Origin of the sequence: Lactobacillus gallinarum, from assembly GCF_002160635.1 — a bacterium.
GTDB classification, from domain to species: domain Bacteria; phylum Bacillota; class Bacilli; order Lactobacillales; family Lactobacillaceae; genus Lactobacillus; species Lactobacillus gallinarum.
In genome coordinates this window covers 1-21971 of sequence record NZ_NFKZ01000030.1, presented here as the reverse complement: position 1 = coordinate 21971, position 21971 = coordinate 1, and the positions used below count along the sequence as shown (strand labels likewise).

Here is a 21971-nt window from a genome sequence, read left to right as displayed (position 1 = left end):
GAAGTCGAACGTATGTCTCTATTTTTAGAATAAAAAAAGCTGACTGCTAGGTCAGCTTGGCCCTATCCATCCCCGCATTAAAATACGGGGATTTTCGGGCGTTTTTCATTAAAAAAATCAACTTTTTCTTTACTAATGATAACCAAAAAATAATATTTATCGCTTATTGACATCGCGTCACTTTACTGATATTATTTCTTATAACGATTTATATATTGAGAGGCGCCAATGACGCTGCCAATACACAAATGAAAACTGAAGAAGTTTCTCAAATGGGGAATGGCTTTGTTAAAGGCCATTCTCTATTTTTGACGAAAGGAGTGATATGTCCTTTATGGATAATCACATACAAAAGCCTTGGGCTGTTACTCAGTCTGAGGTACTAACAGAGACAAATACATCAGAAGCCGGCTTAAGCGATGACGCAGTTCGAATACGTCAAAAAGATGGTTTAAACGAACTTGCTGCTAAGCCTCCTAAAACCACCTTGCAAATGATCAAAGAGCAAATCATTGATCCAATGATCATGATTCTAATCGGCGCAGCCTTCTTTTCAGCTCTTTTTCATGAATATACTGAAGCGATCATCATTGCTATGATCGTGGTCATCAATACTATTATTGGTATTGTGCAGGAAAAGAAAGCTCAATCATCCTTAGCTGCTTTGCGGGATATGAGTGCTCCCATGGCTCATGTTATTCGCGCCGGCAAGGAGCAACTAATCCCCGCTAAAGAATTAGTAGTCGGTGATATTGTCAACTTGCACGACGGTGACATGGTTCCAGCAGACATGCGTCTTCTCGAATCCGCCAACCTAAAGATTCAGGAAGCATCCCTCACAGGTGAATCCGTACCTGTGGAAAAAGATGCAGATACTGTTTTAGCTAAGGACTGCAGTCTTGGTGACCGCATCAATATGGCTTTCAGCTCTTCAATTGTTACCTACGGACGCGGACTAGGTGTCGTGACCACTACAGGTATGAACACCGAAATGGGTGCCATTGCCGGCATGCTAGAAGATCAAACTGAAATTGAAACGCCATTAAAACGTAAATTAACTAGCGTTGGTAAAATTTTAACAATCATTGGTATTTTTGTCTGCATCTTGGTATTTATCATTGGTGCAATGTACCAAAAACCGCTTTTACCCCAATTTTTAATCGCTATTTCGTTAGCAATCTCCATTATTCCTGAAGGTTTGCCTGCCACAGCTACAATTGTGATGGCCCTTGGCGTTAAGCGCATGGTAAAAAAGAATGCTTTGATTAAGAAATTACCAGCTGTGGAAACCTTGGGTAACGCTACTGTCATTTGTTCCGATAAAACCGGTACTTTAACTTTAAATAAGATGACAGTTACTAAAACAGCTGCTGGCGACTTCAATGAAATTGATGTTAAAGATATTAAACCTAATAAGGTTTACCAAGCGTTAGCCTATGCTGGTGCCCTTTGTAACGACGCCAGCTTGAAGGATAACGAGGCGATCGGTGATCCTACCGAGGTTGCTTTGATTCCTTTTGCTAAAAAATTAGGCTTCAACCAAACAGAATTAAAAAAGGCTCATCCCCGTCTATTTGAACAACCTTTTGATTCAGATAGAAAACGAATGACCACCTTGCATAAAATTAATGGTCAATATGTTTCCTTTACTAAGGGTGCAGTAGACGAAATGTTACCGTTATGTAATCACATCATGACTGATAATGGCGTTCGTCCAATTACGACTAATGATAAAAAACGAATCTTGAACTTGATGCAAAACATGTCTAACGAAGCATTACGCGTACTAGGTTTTGCCACAAGAGCTGTGGATAACTTGCCAAGTGAAGGAACCGATTTAGAAAATAATTTAACTTTCATTGGTATCAGCGGTATGATCGACCCACCTCGTGAAGAAGTGGCGGAATCGGTTAAGACTTGTCGTCAGGCCGGCATTAGAACCATTATGATTACTGGTGACCACAAGATTACTGCTTTAGCTATTGCTAAAAAGCTCAATATTTACCAAAACGGTGACTTGGCTATATCTGGCATTGAACTTGATCAAATGTCTGACGACGAACTTGATCAAGCGGTTAAAAAGACGACTGTGTTTGCCCGCGTTTCACCTACCGATAAGTTAAGAATTATTCAAAGCTTGAAGCGTAACGGTGAAGTAACGGCAATGACTGGTGATGGTGTTAACGACTCACCTGCTTTAAAGGCTGCCGATATCGGTGTAGCCATGGGTGTTACCGGTACCGACGTAGCCAAAGACGTGGCTGATATGGTACTTTTAGATGACAGTTTTACTACTATTGCTTACGCAATCAAAGAAGGTCGTCGCGTTTACCGTAACATTCAAAAAGTAATCCAATTCTTGTTAGTTGGTAATATTGCTGAAATTACTACTTTGTTTGTTGCGACATTATTTAACTGGGATGCACCATTATTAGCTGTGCATATCCTGTGGGTAAACTTAGCCACTGCTACTCTACCTGCTCTTGCTTTAGGCGTTGACCCTGCAAGCAAAAACATTATGAAACATAAGCCCGTAAATCCAGGTACTCTTTTTGAAAAAGATCTTGTGTGGCGCGTGGTTACTCAGGGAATCTTCGTTGCGCTGATGACTTTAATTGCTTACTTCATTGGTGCAAGCATTGATAATCCAATCACTGGTCAAACAATGGCCTTCAGCGTATTGGCTTTATCACAAATGTTGAGAGCCTTTAACCAGCACTCTAACACCGATCCTATCTGGAAGAGAGCTACCGGTATGAATATGTGGTTGATATTTTCATTCATTGTTTCCGCATTTTTCATGGGCTTGATCCTATTTGTTCCAACTTTACGAAAAGTATTCTACATTACTAATCTTTCAGCTGGTCAATGGTTAGTTGTCATCGCCTTATCCTTGCTTTCAATTGTACAAGTTGAAATTTTCAAAGGATTTAAGAAGCTAAGAACTAATTCAAACAAAAAACAATTAATTGAAGAATAAAAATAAAGGATCCTTATGTAGGATCCTTTTTTCATACGCTTAATTTAATTCTTCAATATCTTTAAGTAAGCTGTCTTGCTCTGGCGTTAAACGCTCATGTTCTTTACGCAGCTTTAAGACTTGCTTACAAGTATGCAAGATTAGCTTAGTCTTTTCATAGTTTACTTTTTAACGATTGCACTAGAAAATGTTTGCGCATTAGACTCAATCAGCTGATTTGAATTATTAGCAAAAAGAGATACCCCAATTCCTAATGCCGCTAAAGTAAGCCAGACTTTTTCTAATAGTTTACTTTTCATATGTGTGCACTCCTTTTTGCTATATTATACAAAAAGTATCGATCTATTAGTGTTGTCTGCGCTTACATTTAACTAAATTGTAACATTCTTTAGTTAGTCTTAAGAGTTACTTCCCCGGCCACATCTGTATTAAAGAAATCTGCCACTTCATGGACGTTCATGTCCTGGCCTAGTGCCCACATCAACTTGGTAATGGCACTCTCAGAAGTCATGTCGCACGCACTGATCGCACCTTCTAACAAGGCTTCGCGTCCTACTTCATACTTAGTTAGGTCACTACGTTCATATAAACATTGGCTGCTGGCAATTACAGGGATGCCCTGTCTGATCAACTTACCAATTGCGGCCACCATGTTACGGCGAATAAAGTTCATCCCACCTAAACCATAGGCTTCAATAACAATTCCTTGGCAGCCACTATCTACCATCGCAAAAAGTAAATCAGGATCAAAGCCTGGGAATAATTTAACTAAAGAAACATTAGAGTCAATCTTGGTATTCAAGCAAGTCTCACCCGTTTTTTTCTTGGGTGTGTAATCAGGATTGAAGACCAAGCCATCTGAAGAAACGGTTGCAACAGGCGGAACGTTAACACTTTCAAAAGCATCAAAGTTAGTCGTTCTAACCTTAACGGCTCTGCAGCCCAACATAATTTTATTATGGAAGGCTAAATAAATATCGGGTGGACAAGTAGCCGCTGCTGCAAAAGCTAAACGCAAATTATCGTGGGCATCACTTAAGACAACATTGATAGGTACCTGGCTTCCAGTTAAAACCACTGGAATATTAATATTCTTCAACATAAAGGTTAACATTGAAGCAGTATAAGCCATTGTATCGGTACCGTGTGAAACCACGATTCCATCATAGTCATTACGATATTTATAAATATTTTCCGCAATAAATTTCCATTCTTCTGGTTGAATATTAGAAGAGTCGAGCTGCAAAATATCGTGAACGTCGATATCATACGGTAATTTACCCAGCATTTTAATCAATTCTTCGCCAGTTTCTTTAGGTACTAACCCTGCATTAGATGCAACTGATGCAATCGTCCCACCAGTTGAAAGCAATAATAACTTCTTTTTTTCCATCTTTATTTCCTCTACCTTTGCAATTTACGCCGTTTTGCATATTCATTAATGATTAGATCAATTAGAACATAGGCTGAACTGAAAGTCACGACCTTTTTACTAAACTGAAATGGCGTAGTCTTGAAAAAGAAGCTGTAATCACTAAGAGAAGCTAATTTTCCCGGCTGCCAGCTTGTTAAAGAAACTAGCTTTAACTTATTATTAATAACATCGATTTTCTTCAATTCTTCAATAATTGTCTTATTAAAACCACCAAATGAAATTACAAACAACATATCATTTTCTTTGGCAGCTTGACCCAGCATTGAAACTTCATCACGCGCACCTGGTAAAATAATCGCATTTTTACCTATTAAGTAAAAAGAATGAGCCAAATACTCCGCAATAATCTGCTGTTGCCATCCCGTCGAATAAATATAGATAGTTCCTGCTTGATCTAAATCCGCACATAAGTTATGCAAATCCAATCCCTTAAAATATTTAAAGGTGTCATTGATTATTTTCTGCAGATTATCGTCAAATTGCAATTCTTGTGCATGCTTAGCATATTGCTCTTTTCTCGCAATCAATTCAGACAATTCAAATTTAAGTTCACTAAAACCGCTCAAGCCTAATTTTTTACTCAAACGAAAAATAGCAGATTTAGAAACATATAATTTCTGCGCTAATTCCATTAAGCTCAACTTACTAGCTTCCTTGGGATACTTGAGCAAATAACTGACTATTGCCTTATCAGTATCATTGAAGCTTTCTTTTTTCTTCATTACTACTGTTTCTAAATCCATCTCTATGTCCTTTCTGCCATAACTTTATATCAAGTTCAGAATATCATGATCAGCACAAAAAAGGTAGCTATTCAATTATAGAATAGTTACCTTCTTCTTATTTGTTATGACTTTTAAAATTGTTATTTAAGTTCTGGCCAATATGGAGCGTTAACTGGAATCATGTCATCCAAGATCTTCTTAGCTACAGATGCATCTGGAACAGTCTTGTTCAAAGCAAAGGCTTGGAGCATCTTTTGGTATGAGTGCTCTACATAAGCATCAACAACCAATTTTTCACAGGTTTGTTGTTCCATCATCAAACCTCTTTGGAAGCGGCCAGCCTTACCAGTTGCCATTGGTTGAATACCATCAGCACCAAACAATGCTGGAACTTCAACGATTGAATCTGGATCCATGTTTGAAATAGCACCGTTGTTTTCGCAGTTAGCTAAGAACTTCTCGTGAGTGTTGTAGGCAATAGCGTGAATAATATCTACGATATATTCTGAGTGCAACCCTGAAATGTCCCAAATATTATTCTTAGCAGTACCTGCCTTAACGATTCTTTCACATTCACCGAAGACAATCTTTTGACGGTGTTCACGAATTTCATCAGTACGAGTGTGCTTTGGATCGGCGTTTGCTACTTCATATTGTGGGAAGTAGTAGTATTGCATGTAGTTGTTTGGCAAGGTTTCTGGATCCATCTTGTAGTCGTCAGCAACCTTCTTAAAGGTAGCTTCCCATGAAGCTTCAGTGTCCTTGTCGTAGTCGCCGCCTACCCAGTAACCGTGATCCTTAACGTATTCCTTAAGCTTAGGCATTAAGTCTTCGCCGGTCTTCTTGTTTCTAACTTCTTTCCACCAGCCGAAGTGGTTCAAGCCGTAGTAGTTGAAGTCAATGTCGTGCCAGCTGTCAAGACCGCAGATAGCTGCCATTCTGTCCATGTCATCAATAGGCATATCACAAATGTTGATAATTTTTGCATTTGGACGAAGACGACGGCAAGCCTCAGCAACAATCGCAATAGTGTTGGAGTAGTTGATCATCCAAGCGTTTGGTGAGTATTCTTGCATCCAGTCAATAATTTGAATGATTGCAGGAATTGAACGAAGACCATAAGCCATACCTCCGGGTCCTGTAGTTTCCTGACCATTTACACCATATTTTAATGGAATCTTTTCATCTAAACTTCTCATGTGGTATTTACCAACACGAATTGAACCCATTACGAAGTCAACGTCAGTAAAGGCTTCCTTAGGATCAGTGGTGTATGAGAACTTAATTTGTGGAGCTCTTTCCTTCATGATAATCTTAACAGCTTCACCAATCTTCTTTTGACGTTCTGCATCGTTATCGTAGAACTTCAATTGTCTCATTGGGAACTTGTCTTGGCTCTTGATTAAGTCGAGTACAAATCCCGGTGTAAAAGTACTACCACCACCGGCAATAACTACTGAATATTTCTTACCATCCATAGTTCTTTATTCTCCTTTTTAGTAAGTTGATATCTTTTCGAATTGTTTAATTACCTTACGCATATATTTATAACATTTTTCTTCTAGCTTGTATTCGTTTTCATTGGCTTCAGACTTTGTTTCAGGACTTGAACCTCATTTTAGATCTCGAAATATATTTCAATCTTTACATTACTATACCAATATAGTTTTTCCATTAAATTATATCTTATATATACTTGTTATCATAACAAGCTTAAAAAATATCAATTTTTATTTATTTTATTTTTCTACTATATAAACCTGCACTATTTACACAAAATTGCCTTTAATCCCCGATATAATGGCATTTGCTCTTTTAAAAAATACTACTATATTAATATAACTAAGGTTATATTAATATAAAAAATTATATATTCTTATTTTTTAAAAACTTTTTTTACATTATTTAATAAGTGTGCAACTTAATATCCTCATCGCCCTCAAGCAGCATGCTACCAGCGTTTCTAGCGCTATTCCCCTCCATATATATATACGTATATTATTGTCTTTTGTTATTAAATATTTTCACATATAGACTTTGGTTTTATTCCTGTTAGTCTATTACTTGAAGAGACTTATAGCGGGACTCAAGAAATTGACTACTTCTTGAGCTTTGAATTTTCATATTTTTGGGAATTTTTGATAGAGATTAACTTTTTAATAAATAGGGGATTAGGAAAATGAGAAAGAATGTTAAACTTTTATCAATCATTAGTATTGCCGCTGCTTTAGCTGGTGGCACTATTACCGCTTTAAACAATAATGTAGAGACTGCAGCAAATTCAACTGTTGAAGCTGCTTCTATTACTTTGCCTTCTGGTTATACTAAGAGTGCCATTATTAAATGGAACCAAACTGGTAGAGCAAGCAAGGCTTTAATCAATGCCTCAAAGAAAGGCATGATAGAAAACACGGACAGTGGTGCTGGTTCTGACGATACCTTAGTTAACGTAACTAACTTAAGCCACAGCCAAAAGGTTGAATTGAGTAAGTACACTTTAAGCTTGATTAACTCTGCTCGTCATCAACTTGGCAAGAAGTCTTGGACTTACAAGGCTGGTGCTTTGCACTTTGCAGATCGTGTAGCTGACCAATACTACTCACACAACAAGTCTTGTTGGGATGCAGACCACTATGTACCTGGTATCGAGCGTGCAGCTAAGGCTTCTGGTCTTAACTCAAGAGTAGGTCAAGTCTACGAAGACGAAGCAGCCTTACCTATTTCTTCAACTTACAACACTAATATGCGTACCATGTCAGCACTGAAGAACCAAATTTACTTCAACGTTAAGCAAATGCTTTTCGGTGGTTTCTATGGCTCATACAGTCAAATGAATGATTCTTCAAGATACACTGAATGGGAACACGCTGGCGACTTGCTTGGTTGTCGTACTGAGCACTACGATGCTAAGACTAAATACTTTGGCATTAGCTTCAGTGGTTTAAGAGGCGATTCAAGCAAGATTAGTGTTCACATGATGGGCGTTGCTAAGCGTTACATCCAAAACTACAAGAAATTTAATCGTTAATATTGACGTTGTAGTTTAAAACTTAATAAAGTTTCCTAATCCAAGAGTTCAAAAAGGTTTAGTCACCTGTTTGAACTCTTTTAATTTACTTAAAAAGGCCAAATTGCTCTGGTTTTCAGACAATTTGACCTTTTTGTGTTCTATATTAGGCAAGATTAATAATTAAAAGTAAGTACTTAAAAGCCTATTCTCATCGTATTTTCGGCAAGAATGTTGTTATATCAACGTTTCAAGCACCTTCAGCAATTATAAGTTTTAAATTCTAGTTTTTGTTTTTTTATTTTATAAAAATTTTTTTGAAATATCTATTTATATATAACCTGCTTGAACTATGCTTACATCAAGCCATAAACCAATTATTATCAAAAATGGCTATTGCTATATTTATGTAGGCTTGGTATATTTTATAAAAATAAAATTTAAACAAAATCTTTGAACTTACTTGGAGTTGTCATTGAAAGGGATGAATGGAATGAGAAAACATACAACTTACGAGATTTTACGCGAGGAATTAACTAGAGGTATTATTACCAAATACTCTGTTACCCAATTTTGCAAGGCTACTGGCATGAGCCGCGGCGTCTTTTATAATACTTATACTGGATTAACCGATTTATTTTGTAAAAGTATTCAAGCAGAAATTAGAAACCATTTCCGTGAATATGGTGATTGCCAATCGAATCAATTGGTCTTCGCCTTTCTTAGACAAATTGGCAATGATCGTCTTTTCTACACTAACATTTATCGTCTAACTCGAAAAAAGCACACTAATCATATCTGCACTCAAATTAATCGCACACTTTTTACAGAGATGCAAAAGCACCTTTTCAATAGCGATTATTCCAATAAACATATTAAGAGCATGACTAACGTTCTTCTTGCCCACATCACTAATTGGATCGATCACGGCTGCGATGCTCAAGTCCTTGACGTTTACACTGATGTAGAAATCATTCTGCCTAAATAAAAAACGCTGCTAGCTCATAGCTGGCAGTATTTTTTATTATATGCGTTTAATCATGTGATCGTATGTCCGATCCCCAATTGTCATTGTCTTTTCAGTTTGATAGCCCTTGTGCTCATATAATCGTTGCGCACGTGGATTTTCTTGATCAACATTTAAACTCAAAATATGATAGCCCTGCTTAGCCGCAACTTTTTCAGCTTCATCAAGCAAGTGACTAGCAATCTTTTCTCCCCAATGATCAGGGTCAACCGCTAAGGCATCAATATACCATTCATGTGGCCAAGCTTCTTGATCTGAAAAGATCACCGTTGAGATTGGCAAGCCTGTTTTTGCATAATCATGACGCAAGACTATATCAATAATCTTTTGATCCTTGTATGGGTACATATCAAGAATACCGACTACTTTACCCGCTTTCTCACTTACCCAGATACGGCGGTATGAGTAGCGGTAATCCTCTGAGATAAAACCTAATTTCATCAAACTATAAAATTGATCCTCTGGTAACTTTTCAATCGTCTCCATCTGCATTTCATCAAAAATCTGCTTCAAAATTGGATATACAAATGGAAAATCTGTTTTTCTCGCTCTTCTAATCATTATTCTTCCCTTTCATGCTTTTTACTATAAGTATAAGCCTAATTTTCGTTAAAACAAAAACTATCATTTTTGAAACTTATATGGTATATTATAAGTAGATAAAGTAAGCGCTTACTTTAATATATATTTTAGAAATGAGGTGTTGTTGTGATATCAAATACTGAAATTGATTGGTTTTCCTTCAATGAAAATATAAAATACCACACATCTAAAGACACCCATCAAGCCAGGAGTCATGCGTAAAAGGCGTTTGATTCGTGTCTTGGATACAAAAAGACGAGGATTACAATGGTAGTCCTCGCTTTTGGTTTTAATCTTATTTTCCAAATAAAGCCGCATAAATTTTATCAGCGCTATTACTCAAATCGCCATACCGACTGCTATCTGTACTTTGCAAAATCACTGCATTTTGCCCATCTTTAGAAATGCGTGCCTTGAATCATCTTCTGCGCATTGGCATCGTCATTATTATACGGCGCATCTCCCATCGGACCAGCAGGATCCAGGCCACTAGTCATCTCCAGCAAATTCAACACACTAATATTCTGACCATTTGGAACATTGGGATAAAATTTATTTACTTTATCATCTAAGCTAAGCTTGTTCTCACTCACTGCCAGCATAATCATTCCTGCCGTTAATTCCTTTTGCACGGAATTAATTAAATAAGCGGAATTCGCGTTGCCTACCGTTGTATACTGCCATATTCGTTGTTTATTTTTATAATTTCTTACCTAATTCCTTGATGTACTTACGAAGAGCATCGCGTGTCTCTGGGTGAGTTAAACCATATTGAATTGAAGTTTCAAGATAACCTTCTTTATTACCAACATCAAAGCGTTCGCCCTTAAATACATGGGCAAATACACGTTGAGTCTTGTTCATGGTATCAATGGCGTCAGTTAATTGAATTTCGCCGCCACGACCTGGCTTTTGGTGTTCCAGAATGTCGAAAATTTCAGGTGTCAATAAGTAACGACCGATAATTGCCAAATCACTTGGAGCCTTGTCAACAGCTGGCTTTTCCACAAAGTTTTTAACATTGTATAAATCAGGTGCGATATTGCCATCCGGTGCAATTACACCATACTTGGAAACTTCCTTGTGTGGCACCTTCATAACGGCAATGGTTGATGCGTGAGTCTTGTCGTAATCGTTGATCAATTGCTTAGTCAAAGGCACCTTGTCCTTCATCAAGTCGTCGCCAAGCATAATCACGAATGGTTCACCAGCTACGAAGCTACGTGCGCGGTAGACTGCATCCCCCAAGCCAGCTGGGTGTGGTTGACGAGTGTAGTACAAGTTCACGCCCAAATCAGTAATTTCTTGGGTTAACTTGAGCAAACCAGACTTACCGGTCTTTTCCAAGTCTTGCTCCAATTCAGGATTAGAGTCAAAGTGGTTTTCAATCGCACGCTTGTTTTTACCGGTAACGATTAAAATATCTTCGATTCCTGAAGCCTTAGCTTCTTCAACGATAAATTGAATGGTTGGCTTGTCAACAATTGGCAACATTTCCTTAGGCAATGCCTTAGTTGCTGGCAAAAATCTAGTACCCAATCCTGCTGCAGGGATAATCGCTTTTCTTACTTTCATGATTTAATCCCCTAATATATAAATAGCTATATTATTGCCTAAAATATAATGAGTTTTCGTCATTTGTTAAAGTCATATTTGCACATGTTAACGGTGTACGTTTACTTGCAAATGAATTAAATCTTGCTTTAACTACTTTCTCTTATTTTTATGAATATCCGTAGCCTGATTGGACTTCTTCAAATTCTTGAGAACTTCATCGGTGTGGGTTGATAAATATGAGAAAACAAGCACATCCACCACAAAAAGTTGGCTGATCAAAGAAGTTGTAGCTCCGGATCTAATGGCCGGCTCCCCAATATCTTGAGTTAATAAAACCAAATCTACTTTTTTGGCAATTGATGCCCTCGGATTAGCCGTTAAAAGAAGCGTGGGGATGCCAAATTCATCAGCGACTTTTAGCAAATCACTAATTTCCGTAGTTTTACCATCGTTACTAATCAAAACTAACAAATCGTTTACTGTAAATGAGGCCAACTTGGCTAAAGTAACGTGAAAATCCGGCATATAGCTGATATTTTTGCCGATTCGCATAAACTTTTGGCACATGTCATTGGCTACTAGACCAGAAGCAGCGGCTCCATAGACTAGAATCGAAGCGGAAGTGTTGATTTTTTGAATAGCTTTTTCCACACTTGGATCATTCAGCCCACCTTGTGTAGCTTCAATCACGCTCTTAAAACGAGCGGCCATTGTATTCTTGATTGCAGCGATGCCTTCTCCTGCATCGAATTCATGATAATCATTATTGCTTGCACTTGATCTGGCGGCAACCAGCTGCAGCTTTAGATCGCCAAAGCCATTAGTACCAATCTCTCGGCAAAATCGCACAATAGTCGCAGTACTAATCCCGGTATCTTTAGAAAGCTTTTGAATTGAGGAAGAAATAACACTTTCTGGATTAGCAATGATATACTCCCCTAAAAGTTGCTCTTTTTTAGGCAATTGCGCTTTCTTACCATTGATTATCGAAAAAATGTTTCGCATAGTTATTCACTACTTTTCATATAAATAAAACTCCTGACTTGGCTGAATCAAATTTACTAAAGGAAGAGAACCGTCGGTAACTCTTCCAACTACATTTACTCTCTTATTCATAGGAAGCGTATCTTTAACCAACTGAATTTCTCCTGTGTATCGCTGATAAAGATGATTATTTAAAGTGATGCTTCCTTTTTCCCTTAAAATCGTATTCTCTGGAGTAATCATTGGCACACTGTGCATTCGCGAATCCTCGCAACGTACCACATATTCAGCCGGATCAGGGCGTTGATTATGTTTTCCCAGGATATAATTGTACATTTCTTCAGAAGCATTTTCTGCTCTTTCTGTATAAAGAACAAGACTATCTTCATCTTGATAGGTTTTAATTTGGTTAAGCGACCGTTCACTAATGCCGGGATCACCTAAATAAAGCAAATCGATTCCTAATTCTTTCAATTCTAGAATGCTAGCTAAAGGGTCATAATACCTCTGATATTCTAGTGTCGGTAAACCTTCATGTAATGGTCCACGGAGATTTTCATCCCCAGCAAAAAATGCCTGAACATTCATGCCGTAATGCTTAAACATTTTTGTTTGCTCGGCTAAAAATTGACGACTAATTCCGGTATCAGGGCAAGGATAAAAGTTGAACCAAGCTTGTATACTCTCCATTTTTGCATCAAAGGCAACTAGTTGCTTTAGTTCTTCTTCTGTAAAAGTGCTGCCGTTTATGCCAATTTCGATCTTCTGTGATAAATCAGCTATCTGTTCAGGTGCCAATCGATCATCAATTCTTAGTCCGGTAATTCCTTGCTCTTTCAAAGAATCTAAGCTGCTCAACGAAATATTCAATTTCTCTAAGCTAGCCTGATCGATATCAACCATTACATCTAAATTATTCTTCTTAGCTAAATTGCCCAAACTAAGCAATCTTGCTCGATATTTCTGAGAATCTTCTTCAGGGATGTGTACTGAGGTAAAAATCCCATTAAAACCATATTTCTTCAAATGATTGATATATTGTTCAGTCGCTGGGGTAATATCTTCATTTAAATAAAGCGAGAATCCTAACATAACTTATTCTTTCTAAAAAACAAAGCCAAAAAGCGTATCACTTTTTGGCTTTATTTTAGTTATTCTTGATAACTTCACTAACATTGCCATTATATTGTTCAAGTAGCTTTTGAGCTGCAGCTTTATCAGTTTTAGTCTTAATCATCGTAATGGCAAGAGGGACATCATTGTCTGCTTTCTTTAATGCCTCCAAAGCTTGCTCTTGCGTTGCAGCTGTGACGGCTGAAATAATTCGTCCTGCTCGGTCAACCAATTTTGAATTTGTTGGTAATACATCGATCATGACATTCTCAAAAACCTTCCCTTGCCTAATCATGACCCCAGTAGAAATCATGTTCAGGATCATCTTTTGTGCGGTTCCTGCCTTCATACGAGTAGAACCAGTGACAATCTCAGGACCAACTACAGCTTCAATTGCAATATTAGCATGTTTACCAATTTCAGAATCTTTAACGCAGGCGATTGAAATAGTGAGCGCACCAACTTTGTTAGCATACTCAAGGCCGCCAATTACGTAAGGAGTACGGCCGCTAGCAGCTATACCTAAAACCGTGTCTTTTTCATTCAGATTTAACTTTTTCAGATCTTTTGCACCTAAATCAGTGTCATCTTCAGCACCTTCAACGGCCTTGTACATTGCACCTTGGCCACCAGCAATTAAACCAATGGCTCTTTCAGGTTTAATTCCGTAAGTCGGTACCAATTCAGCTGCATCTAAGACGCCTAATCTTCCACTTGTACCGGCACCGATATAAACTAAACGACCGCCTTTTTTGTAACGTTCAGCCGCTCCATCAATTGCTTTTGCTATCTGAGCATCTTGAGTACCAACAGCGATGGCAACTTTTTTATCCTCTTCATTCATAATTTTGACCATTTCTGCAGTAGAAACAGTGTCAATATGCATGGAGGCAGGATTACGTTGCTCAGTAGTTAAATCTTTTATTGCCATTTTGCTTTCCTCACTTACTGGTAACTTCAAGAACAGGAGCACCTGCTTTAACTTCTCCAGACTGCAATAATTTCATGTCCTTAACAGTTTCTTTGTTAGTTACGGTCATTATTACAACTGGGTCTTTCCCTGCTTTCTTGATCTGATCAATATCCATTGTTCCAAGACTTTGACCGCCTTTAACTTCTTGGCCTTCTTTAACAGTAATGTCAAAAGGTTCACCTTTTAACTCTACCGTATCAATTCCAAGGTGGATTAAAATTTCAAGATTGCCTTTAGCAGAAGTCATAGTCAAAGCATGTTTAGTAGACATAACGCTGACTATCTTGCCGTCTATTGGGGCAACAATTGAACCATTTGATGGGACAATTGCAAAACCTTCACCGAGCATTTTTTGTGAAAATACTTGGTCATTAACTTTTTCCAAACCTTCAATTTGTCCAGAAACTGGAGCTTCAATATCTTGAGTAACTGGTTGAGAAACTTGAGCTGTGTTGGAAGCTTTCATATCCAAGTTAGTAGCCTTTTCTTCGGCTGTTCTTCTTTCAGCAACTACAGGACTTTCTTGACCATCTGGGAGCATAGCTTCCTTTGGAACACCCCAGAAGTAAGTAGCAATAAAACCACCAGCATATGCGGACAAAAGTCCAATGACATAAGCCCACCACATGTTATTAGCGATTAATGGAATCAAAGCAATACCTGAAGGACCGATAGCGATTGCGCCAACTTGACCAAAGGCAGCAACTACGGCACCACCGATACCACCACCAATACATGCAGTGATGAATGGACGACCTAATGGCAAAGTAACACCATAAATCAATGGTTCACCAACACCAAGAATACCAACAGGTAAGGCACCTTTAATCATGTTAACAAGTTGCTTGTTCTTACGACATCTTACCCACAAGGCAATAGCGGCACCTACTTGACCAGCACCGGCCATAGCTAAGATAGGAAGCAATGGGGTAAAGCCCATCTTTTGAATCATTTCCAAGTGAATTGGTGTCAAAATCTGGTGTAAACCGAGCATTACCATTGGTAAGAAGAATAGTCCGAGGATGAAGCCAGCAACAGGTCCACCAACTTTAAGTACCCAGTTAATTGCACCAACTAGTGAGTTTGAGAACCAGCCAGCTAATGGCATAATGAGGAAGACTGTGAATAACCCCATTATTAGGATAGTTAGGAATGGTGTAAAAATAATATCAACTGAGTCAGCTATATGCTTATGGAAGAATTTTTCAACATAAGATAATAGCCATACTCCTAGCAAGACTCCGATAATACCACCTTGGCCAGCAGCCAATGGCTTGCCGTCAAAAATGTTAGGAATAGTTACCGGAGCGACAATTCCTGGCAAGTAAACAATACCACCGATAATGCCACCTAAGCCTGGTGTAGCGCCAAATTCCTTGGCAGTATTAATACCAACATAAATGTTCAAGTAGGCAAAAAGCGCACTTGCGATCATTGATAAGACGGTGACACCCAAGTTCCAAGAAGCTGGCAACATCTTTACGGTGAGCATGTTTCTTAAAATACCTGCCACACCAGAAATCAAACCGGCACCAACGAAGGCTGGAATTAATGGAACGAAAATTGCTGAAATATGCTGTAAAGCAGCTCTCCACCAAGTCTTCTTAAGAGAAGCCTTATGAGCTGCGTGAACTTCGGCAGCTTTTCTTTCTACCTCACTCTTATTAGCTTGATAAGAATTCGTTGGGAAGCTCTCGCCTTCCTTAACTCCTGCTTCATCGTTCATAATCTTGGCTACTTTGGTATTAACACCTGGGCCAAGAACAACCTCAAGAGTGTCAGCTTCTACAACACCTAAAACACCATCGATTTTCTTTAACGCAGCGATATTCACTTTTGACACATCGCGTATTTTAATTCTTAGCCGAGTCATGCAGTGAATAAGAGATTCAACATTATCTATGCCACCTATTTGAACATAGATTTCATCACTCAAGCGTTGGTATTTACTCTCTTCCATGATGTTATCCTCTATCTATAAAAAGTAACAATATTTCATTATTGAAAGCATTTATAGACCTTGCAAGATTTATGTAATCGCTTTCTATACTTAAATATTAGTATCATACATGTGCTTTGTAAAGTTAAATAAGCTGATTCTTATAAAAAGATTTCAATTGCTATCTTATTGTATAGTGAAACTTTGTTACATATAAGATAGAAAGTTCGCTTGTAATTAGATTTCAAAAACAAAAAAGACACTCACCAAAAAATGAGTGCCAAGGGACCACTGTCCCACGCAAAGTTATACAGGGGTTTAATTCTTAGCCCCCTGTATTAGGCTAACTCCATGGAAAAAATATTGTTCCATTCGGATTTAGCTAATTTATCATTTTCCTTTTCCGGTTCTTCGCCATTAATACGACGATTTTCTAGGTAATCATCGATACCATTTTGAAAATCGTCTTTTAACTCATCAATACTATTTCCTTCATAAGAAATAATTGTATTCTTGAAGCCCAAAACATGGCCGAAAAGAATGCCATTTTCCTTCTCAATCGTTCCTCTGTATCCTTTGTATTCGAGTGAATTCATCGTCCGTTCCTCATGCTATTAACTTTTTTATCTATGGTTAAAAAATAACCCTTGCGATAGGACGTATCCATTAGAGCAAGGGGATTGATCTTTCTATATTTTAATAAAAACCGGGTATTAAAGCAAAATCCCTATAAACAAAAATGGGATATACCTGAAGGCATACCCCACGATCGCATAGCAATCAATGAACTAGATTAATGATATTTTACTGGTTTTATTAGTAAATATCAATCTAGAGTGATCCATTTCCACATTCTATCAGCTCTTAATACTCCCACACCAACTTAGAAAGCCGATTTCTCCTACTCATGCTTCTATCGGCCTTCCAATGTGTCGCCTTTAACAACCATACCTTTTTTCCTAAAGTCTTTAATCAACAAAATGAGTGTCAAGGGACTATTCAACTCTCAATCATTCCACTCCAAAATCTGGTCTATCCAGTTCGTTACTTCCTTACTAAAATCAGCTAAATCTTCCCTGTTAATCACACCGGCGTTCATTAGACTTAGAATTTCCACAAAAAAGTCACTGCGCCTAATATCAATAGCCACACCTGGCGACTTAGCATCCTGACGGATTCTTTTTTTCAACTTCCAGAAATTAGTCGAAGGATTATCATTTTCACTTAAGAGAGCAATATATTCTTTGTTGAGTTTAGCCATATATCTTTCCTGCCACTTGGGAAGCAAGCTTCTATATAATCTCCAATCATAATCAGATACTTCCATATGCTTTGCCCTTTTCTACGTAATTACGTTGTGTAAAACATCGGTCTTCAGAGAATCAGTTTTAATTTCTAGCATTTATGTTTATATCCAATACTCATAATCATCAGGAAAGTGCATACACTTTAAAATTTTCTCATTTATTTGAGAATTAAATTGATTATTAGCATTGGTTAACAATTTCTTTATAGAATCACTCATAGTAACATACTCAGTTCTATCAAGAACTAACCGAAGACTAATTATTAATTCAAATACGCCTGGTTGACTTTGAATTGGTAACTCACTCTGTCCTAATACGTTCTTGATAGACCGCATATTAGGGCCTCTATCTATAACTTTGGAATATGTTATTTCATTATGAGCAACTGCATTTCTAAACATATTAACCATATGATTAATATGTTCTATAATTTCTGGCATGATCGCATTTGTTTGGCTCAAATTATAAGTGATTTTATATCTTTGAGTAAAATCTCGTGATATTTTTTGTCTTATTTCTTCTTTACAATTTAAATAGAAATAATTCAAATCACCAAATGTCATAAATTCAGTCAATACCCACAAAGGAATACAATCGTGATGATTTAAATAATGTTTTATTGCATTATTTCCTCTTTTACGACTCTCCTGCTCTATTTTATTTGCTAAGGAGCTCGTGGTTTTCAAGACCTGCACAGTATTATGCTCATCATGATTAAAATTATTAATATCTAAATATGAATAGTTTTCTGGAAAAGACTCAGAAAATCTGTATGCTAATTCTGCACCTAAACTAGCTTCATATGATAGTAATCCATTGTATAAAATTGCTCTTAGTTTCTTATCAAATTCATAAAGATTTACAAAGTCTTCAAATCTTATTCCAATAATATATTGATGAGGAATAAGTGCCACTCCATGTTCATTCTTTTTAAGAAAAAGATTTTTATAACCATTGATTAAGCTATAATAGCCTCGTTTCATCAATTCATTTTTGGTATAATCCTCATTTTGAATTATTATTCCTTTTCCTTTTAAAAGATTTACTTGCTCTTCCAAAGTATGAAAGGGTCTGTCACTATTTTCCATATCTATCTCCAAAACAAAAACCTTGATAACAATATTCGTAAAAAATATTATATCAAGGTTTTGTTTAGTTTAGAACCTACTCCTAGTGCCTCTAAACTTGATCTGTAAGTATCTATAGTATACATGCGTTATTTACAATTATCAAGATATTCGACAAACAGACTATCCAACTCCTCAGTCCTACAACCACTGTAAAACCTCTACTTAACCCCAAACCAACTTAGAAAGCTTATTTCTTCTGCTCATGCTTCTGTCGGCTTTATAGTTTTTTCTGGCTGCGGATTTGCTCTTATAATACGTGTTCGGCCAAGTAGTGACAAATACATAGAGCTTTTTACGGTTATTAGTGACATACGCAGCTGTTGTTTCACTGCATGGATAGCTCATTCGTATTCTATTACCCTTGCTGCTAATCAACTGGTGTGAGCTGGAAACCGTTGAACTGACCTTGGCATTATATGCCCGTTTAGTAAATTTGTAAGTTCTCGCCTTACCGCCATCAGCATAGCCGGATAAATTAATCTTGGTACGCGTAATCTTGAAGGCCTCAACTTTTCCATTACCAACATAGTAATACCAAGTGCCGCGGAACTTCTTAGGCACTGTGGTCTTTTGAAAAACAGATGCGCTAACTTGCTCGGGTTGATTAGTTACCCAAATTGCGGAAACAGCCAACAATATCCCTGCTAAAAAAGCAAAATTCTTTGATCTTCATATTTTTCTCCTTATTACTACATATCTTCAGTATAAACCTGATCGACCTTGCCAAAACAAGAAAAATTCCATGCATTCCCACATAAAAAAGCACCAGCCTCAAAAACTAGTGCTAATTTCTTCTATATTATTACTTCTTCTCCAACTCATGCGCGAGCTCAATAATATACTTTTTCAAAGCGTCGCGCGTTTCGGGGTGGCGCAAACCATATTGTATCGAGGTTTCGAGGTAGCCTTCCTTGTTGCCGACATCGAAGCGTTGGCCCTTGTACACGTGGGCGAATACGCGTTGCGTTTGGTTCAGGGTATCGATAGCGTCGGTCAATTGAATCTCACCGCCGCGACCTGGCTTTTGCTTTTCAAGAATGTCAAAAATCTCAGGTGTAAGCAAATAACGACCGATGATGGCGAAGTCACTTGGCGCCTTATCTACGGCAGGCTTTTCGACGAACTTCTTAACGTTGTAAAGATCCTTATCCAGCATGTTGCTAGGATCAATCACACCATACTTGGATACTTCCTTGTGTGGCACCTTCATCACGGCAATTGTTGAGGCGTGCGTCTTGTCGTACTCATCGATCAGCTGCTTGGTCAGCGTTACCTTGTCGCGCATCAAGTCGTCGCCGAGCATAACGACAAAAGGTTCTTCACCGACGAAGCTGCGCGCGCGGTAGATGGCATCGCCTAAGCCGGCAGGATGTGGTTGACGCGTGTAGTACAAGTTAATCCCGAGGTTGGTGATGTCTTGCGTCAACTTCAATAACTTGGTCTTGCCAGTTGCTTCCAAGTCTTGTTCAAGTTCTGGATTTGAGTCAAAATGGTTCTCAATTGCTCGCTTGTTCTTGCCGGTTACGATCAAAATATCTTCAATCCCTGCAGCCTTTGCTTCTTCGACGATGAATTGAATTGTTGGCTTATCAACAATTGGTAGCATTTCTTTAGGCAAAGCCTTAGTCGCAGGCAAAAATCGGGTTCCGAGCCCTGCAGCAGGAATAATTGCTTTTCTTATCTTCATGATTAATCCCCCGTAATACACATTCACCTTAATAATACTAAAAATCCAGCTTTTTATTAAAGTCATATTTGCACATGTTAGGGGGATGGTTTATTTGTAGGAATATAAAAATTCTAGTCTCATATCAACAAGACTAGAATTTTTCATTAGTGCTCATTTTTATTTTCTAATCGATCAGCATTAGTTAATTCGTAAATAATTGTAAATGCAGCGCTGGATACGAAACCATATGTCTGGTGCAATGAGAGGGGTGAAAATTAATCTCCCCTACTCTATCAGATTTTAAGCAGCTTTACCAAAAAATTCAGTTACAGCTTCTTTGTTTTGAAAATCAATAACCTTAATATCATGTTCCTCTAGACCATCAGCGTATGGCTGTGATTCTTTAGAAATTCCATTGACTAAAATATTAAATGAGGAATTACGATAATTGTCATTTAAATAATCAATAGTATCACTATATATTCCAATAATTGCCTCCATAGAATTTTTAGAGAGAGTATTGTACAACTTTGTTAATCTGTTCATACCTAATTTGGGTGTGAAATTATATTCAAATGTGTATTGCTGTTTAGTTTTACCTACTGCAATATTATTAGTGGTAAAGTAAAAAATATTTTTGTCATTATTAAAATAATTTTTAGCATCATCGAAAAAGATGCCTTTAGTATTAGCGCGATTAGTTGCTCCCAGATCAGATATTCTTAAAAGCAATTGAATAAAATCAATAATTGATTGTGACAAATTATTTAGTTTAACGTTTTCTTTAATGATTCTGCCGTTTAAGAGAGTAAAATCAAAAGATTTCAGATACCAAATCAATAACTTATATCTGGTGGTATTCTTCTTAGTTAAGTCAATACCATTCATTTCCATATTCCACAGAGTATAACCTTTGTCAGTTAAGGTAAAGTTATTATTTTGATTTTCAATAATATTAAATAATATTCCATCTCCAAAATAATCAGTAAAAGTTGTAAGAACTTGAATATCATGATTATCAATTGCTTTAAATTCAACTTCATTTTTTATCCATTGTGTCCATTGGGATTGGATTTTTCCAAGTGCTTGATTAGTATTGATAGTCATAATTTTCACCTTCCTTAAAACAAAGTTGAATTAATTTCCAACTTATGTTTTTTATTATTAGTAATATTAATATAATCTAGCATTTCTTCAAGAGCATCAGAAAAGCTTTGAGGATTTTTTAGAATTTGGTTATATGGAAGCTTATAGGCTCGCATATATTGACCGTCTCGGCGGCAGTTAAATTCATCCTCGCAAAAAAGATTAACTCTATTTCCTCTAATTCTTGTTCCATCGGCATTTTTAGAGACTGTAAAATAGTTTGTGTAAGGATGAATGATTCCTTAAATTAATTTCTTAAAATATTAGAAAAAGGAGTTCCTTTCTCGTATGATTGGTTTGAACAAAAAACACATACAGAAAGAGGAACTCCTTCATGAATGATTTTACCAAAAATATTGCTCAAGCTCTATTCAATCAAGACAAAATTAATGATTTA

At 37.2% G+C, this 21971-nt stretch carries 21 protein-coding genes; 3 read left to right on the top strand and 18 right to left on the bottom strand.

The window, feature by feature from the left end; translation table 11 throughout:
* Positions 1-334: 334 nt before the first annotated feature.
* Positions 335-2980: a calcium-translocating P-type ATPase, PMCA-type gene (locus B5E95_RS08600; RefSeq protein ID WP_087236255.1), complete on the top strand. Its 2646-nt coding sequence runs from the start codon at positions 335-337 to the stop codon at positions 2978-2980.
* 161 nt (positions 2981-3141) lie between these two features.
* On the opposite strand, the gene B5E95_RS10730 is transcribed toward B5E95_RS08600, so the two are convergent.
* The 4 genes from B5E95_RS10730 to B5E95_RS08575 form a co-directional block, all read right to left on the bottom strand.
* A complete protein-coding gene (locus B5E95_RS10730; RefSeq protein WP_087236253.1) occupies positions 3142-3279 on the bottom strand; it encodes a hypothetical protein in 138 nt (45 codons plus the stop codon).
* Between the two features lie 89 nt (positions 3280-3368).
* A complete protein-coding gene (locus B5E95_RS08585) occupies positions 3369-4373 on the bottom strand; it encodes an asparaginase (RefSeq protein ID WP_025006019.1) in 1005 nt (334 codons plus the stop codon).
* Between the two features lie 11 nt (positions 4374-4384).
* Positions 4385-5158, bottom strand: coding sequence for a MurR/RpiR family transcriptional regulator (locus B5E95_RS08580; RefSeq protein ID WP_087236251.1), 774 nt, complete (start codon positions 5156-5158; stop codon positions 4385-4387).
* Between the two features lie 122 nt (positions 5159-5280).
* Positions 5281-6618, bottom strand: coding sequence for a family 4 glycosyl hydrolase (locus tag B5E95_RS08575; protein ID WP_087176328.1), 1338 nt, complete (start codon positions 6616-6618; stop codon positions 5281-5283).
* Positions 6619-7319: 701 nt separating this feature from the next.
* Here B5E95_RS08575 and B5E95_RS08570 point away from each other — a divergent pair.
* Positions 7320-8168, top strand: coding sequence for an SEC10/PgrA surface exclusion domain-containing protein (locus B5E95_RS08570; RefSeq protein WP_087176327.1), 849 nt, complete (start codon positions 7320-7322; stop codon positions 8166-8168).
* A 472-nt stretch (positions 8169-8640) separates the two neighbouring features.
* Positions 8641-9135 carry a transcriptional regulator gene (locus B5E95_RS08565; RefSeq protein ID WP_087176326.1) on the top strand — a complete coding sequence of 165 codons (495 nt, stop codon included), beginning with the start codon at positions 8641-8643 and terminating at the stop codon, positions 9133-9135.
* Positions 9136-9171: 36 nt separating this feature from the next.
* Here B5E95_RS08565 and B5E95_RS08560 read toward each other — a convergent pair whose 3' ends face one another.
* The 14 genes from B5E95_RS08560 to B5E95_RS10645 form a co-directional block, all read right to left on the bottom strand.
* On the bottom strand, positions 9172-9735 hold the full coding sequence (locus B5E95_RS08560) for a GNAT family N-acetyltransferase (protein WP_025006024.1): 564 nt from the start codon (positions 9733-9735) through the stop codon (positions 9172-9174).
* 419 nt (positions 9736-10154) lie between these two features.
* Positions 10155-10442, bottom strand: coding sequence for a serine hydrolase domain-containing protein (locus tag B5E95_RS08555; RefSeq protein ID WP_272867356.1), 288 nt, complete (start codon positions 10440-10442; stop codon positions 10155-10157).
* A gap of 13 nt (positions 10443-10455) precedes the next feature.
* A complete protein-coding gene (galU, locus tag B5E95_RS08550) occupies positions 10456-11331 on the bottom strand; it encodes a UTP--glucose-1-phosphate uridylyltransferase GalU (protein ID WP_087176325.1) in 876 nt (291 codons plus the stop codon).
* A gap of 132 nt (positions 11332-11463) precedes the next feature.
* A complete protein-coding gene (locus B5E95_RS08545; RefSeq protein WP_087176324.1) occupies positions 11464-12318 on the bottom strand; it encodes a MurR/RpiR family transcriptional regulator in 855 nt (284 codons plus the stop codon).
* A gap of 9 nt (positions 12319-12327) precedes the next feature.
* Positions 12328-13389: a DUF871 domain-containing protein gene (locus tag B5E95_RS08540; protein ID WP_087176323.1), complete on the bottom strand. Its 1062-nt coding sequence runs from the start codon at positions 13387-13389 to the stop codon at positions 12328-12330.
* Positions 13390-13444: 55 nt separating this feature from the next.
* On the bottom strand, positions 13445-14341 hold the full coding sequence (murQ, locus tag B5E95_RS08535) for an N-acetylmuramic acid 6-phosphate etherase (RefSeq protein WP_023192311.1): 897 nt from the start codon (positions 14339-14341) through the stop codon (positions 13445-13447).
* Positions 14342-14351: 10 nt separating this feature from the next.
* Positions 14352-16343, bottom strand: a complete 1992-nt coding sequence (locus B5E95_RS08530; RefSeq protein WP_087236249.1) for a glucose PTS transporter subunit IIA — start codon at positions 16341-16343, stop codon at positions 14352-14354.
* A 317-nt stretch (positions 16344-16660) separates the two neighbouring features.
* The gene (locus B5E95_RS08525) at positions 16661-16918 is read right to left on the bottom strand and encodes a hypothetical protein (protein WP_087236247.1); all 258 of its coding nucleotides are present in this window, start codon (positions 16916-16918) and stop codon (positions 16661-16663) included.
* A gap of 410 nt (positions 16919-17328) precedes the next feature.
* The gene (locus B5E95_RS08520; RefSeq protein ID WP_087176320.1) at positions 17329-17649 is read right to left on the bottom strand and encodes a hypothetical protein; all 321 of its coding nucleotides are present in this window, start codon (positions 17647-17649) and stop codon (positions 17329-17331) included.
* Positions 17650-17730: 81 nt separating this feature from the next.
* On the bottom strand, positions 17731-18717 hold the full coding sequence (locus B5E95_RS08515) for an Abi family protein (RefSeq protein ID WP_087236245.1): 987 nt from the start codon (positions 18715-18717) through the stop codon (positions 17731-17733).
* A gap of 204 nt (positions 18718-18921) precedes the next feature.
* Positions 18922-19392: a hypothetical protein gene (locus B5E95_RS08510; RefSeq protein WP_239442489.1), complete on the bottom strand. Its 471-nt coding sequence runs from the start codon at positions 19390-19392 to the stop codon at positions 18922-18924.
* Positions 19393-19561: 169 nt separating this feature from the next.
* Complete coding sequence (galU, locus tag B5E95_RS08505) at positions 19562-20446, bottom strand: UTP--glucose-1-phosphate uridylyltransferase GalU (protein WP_087236244.1); 885 nt, start codon at positions 20444-20446, stop codon at positions 19562-19564.
* A gap of 282 nt (positions 20447-20728) precedes the next feature.
* Positions 20729-21535, bottom strand: a complete 807-nt coding sequence (locus B5E95_RS08500; RefSeq protein WP_087236242.1) for a DUF1828 domain-containing protein — start codon at positions 21533-21535, stop codon at positions 20729-20731.
* Between the two features lie 14 nt (positions 21536-21549).
* Positions 21550-21690: a hypothetical protein gene (locus tag B5E95_RS10645; RefSeq protein WP_162606885.1), complete on the bottom strand. Its 141-nt coding sequence runs from the start codon at positions 21688-21690 to the stop codon at positions 21550-21552.
* Between the last annotated feature and the right edge of the window lie 281 nt (positions 21691-21971).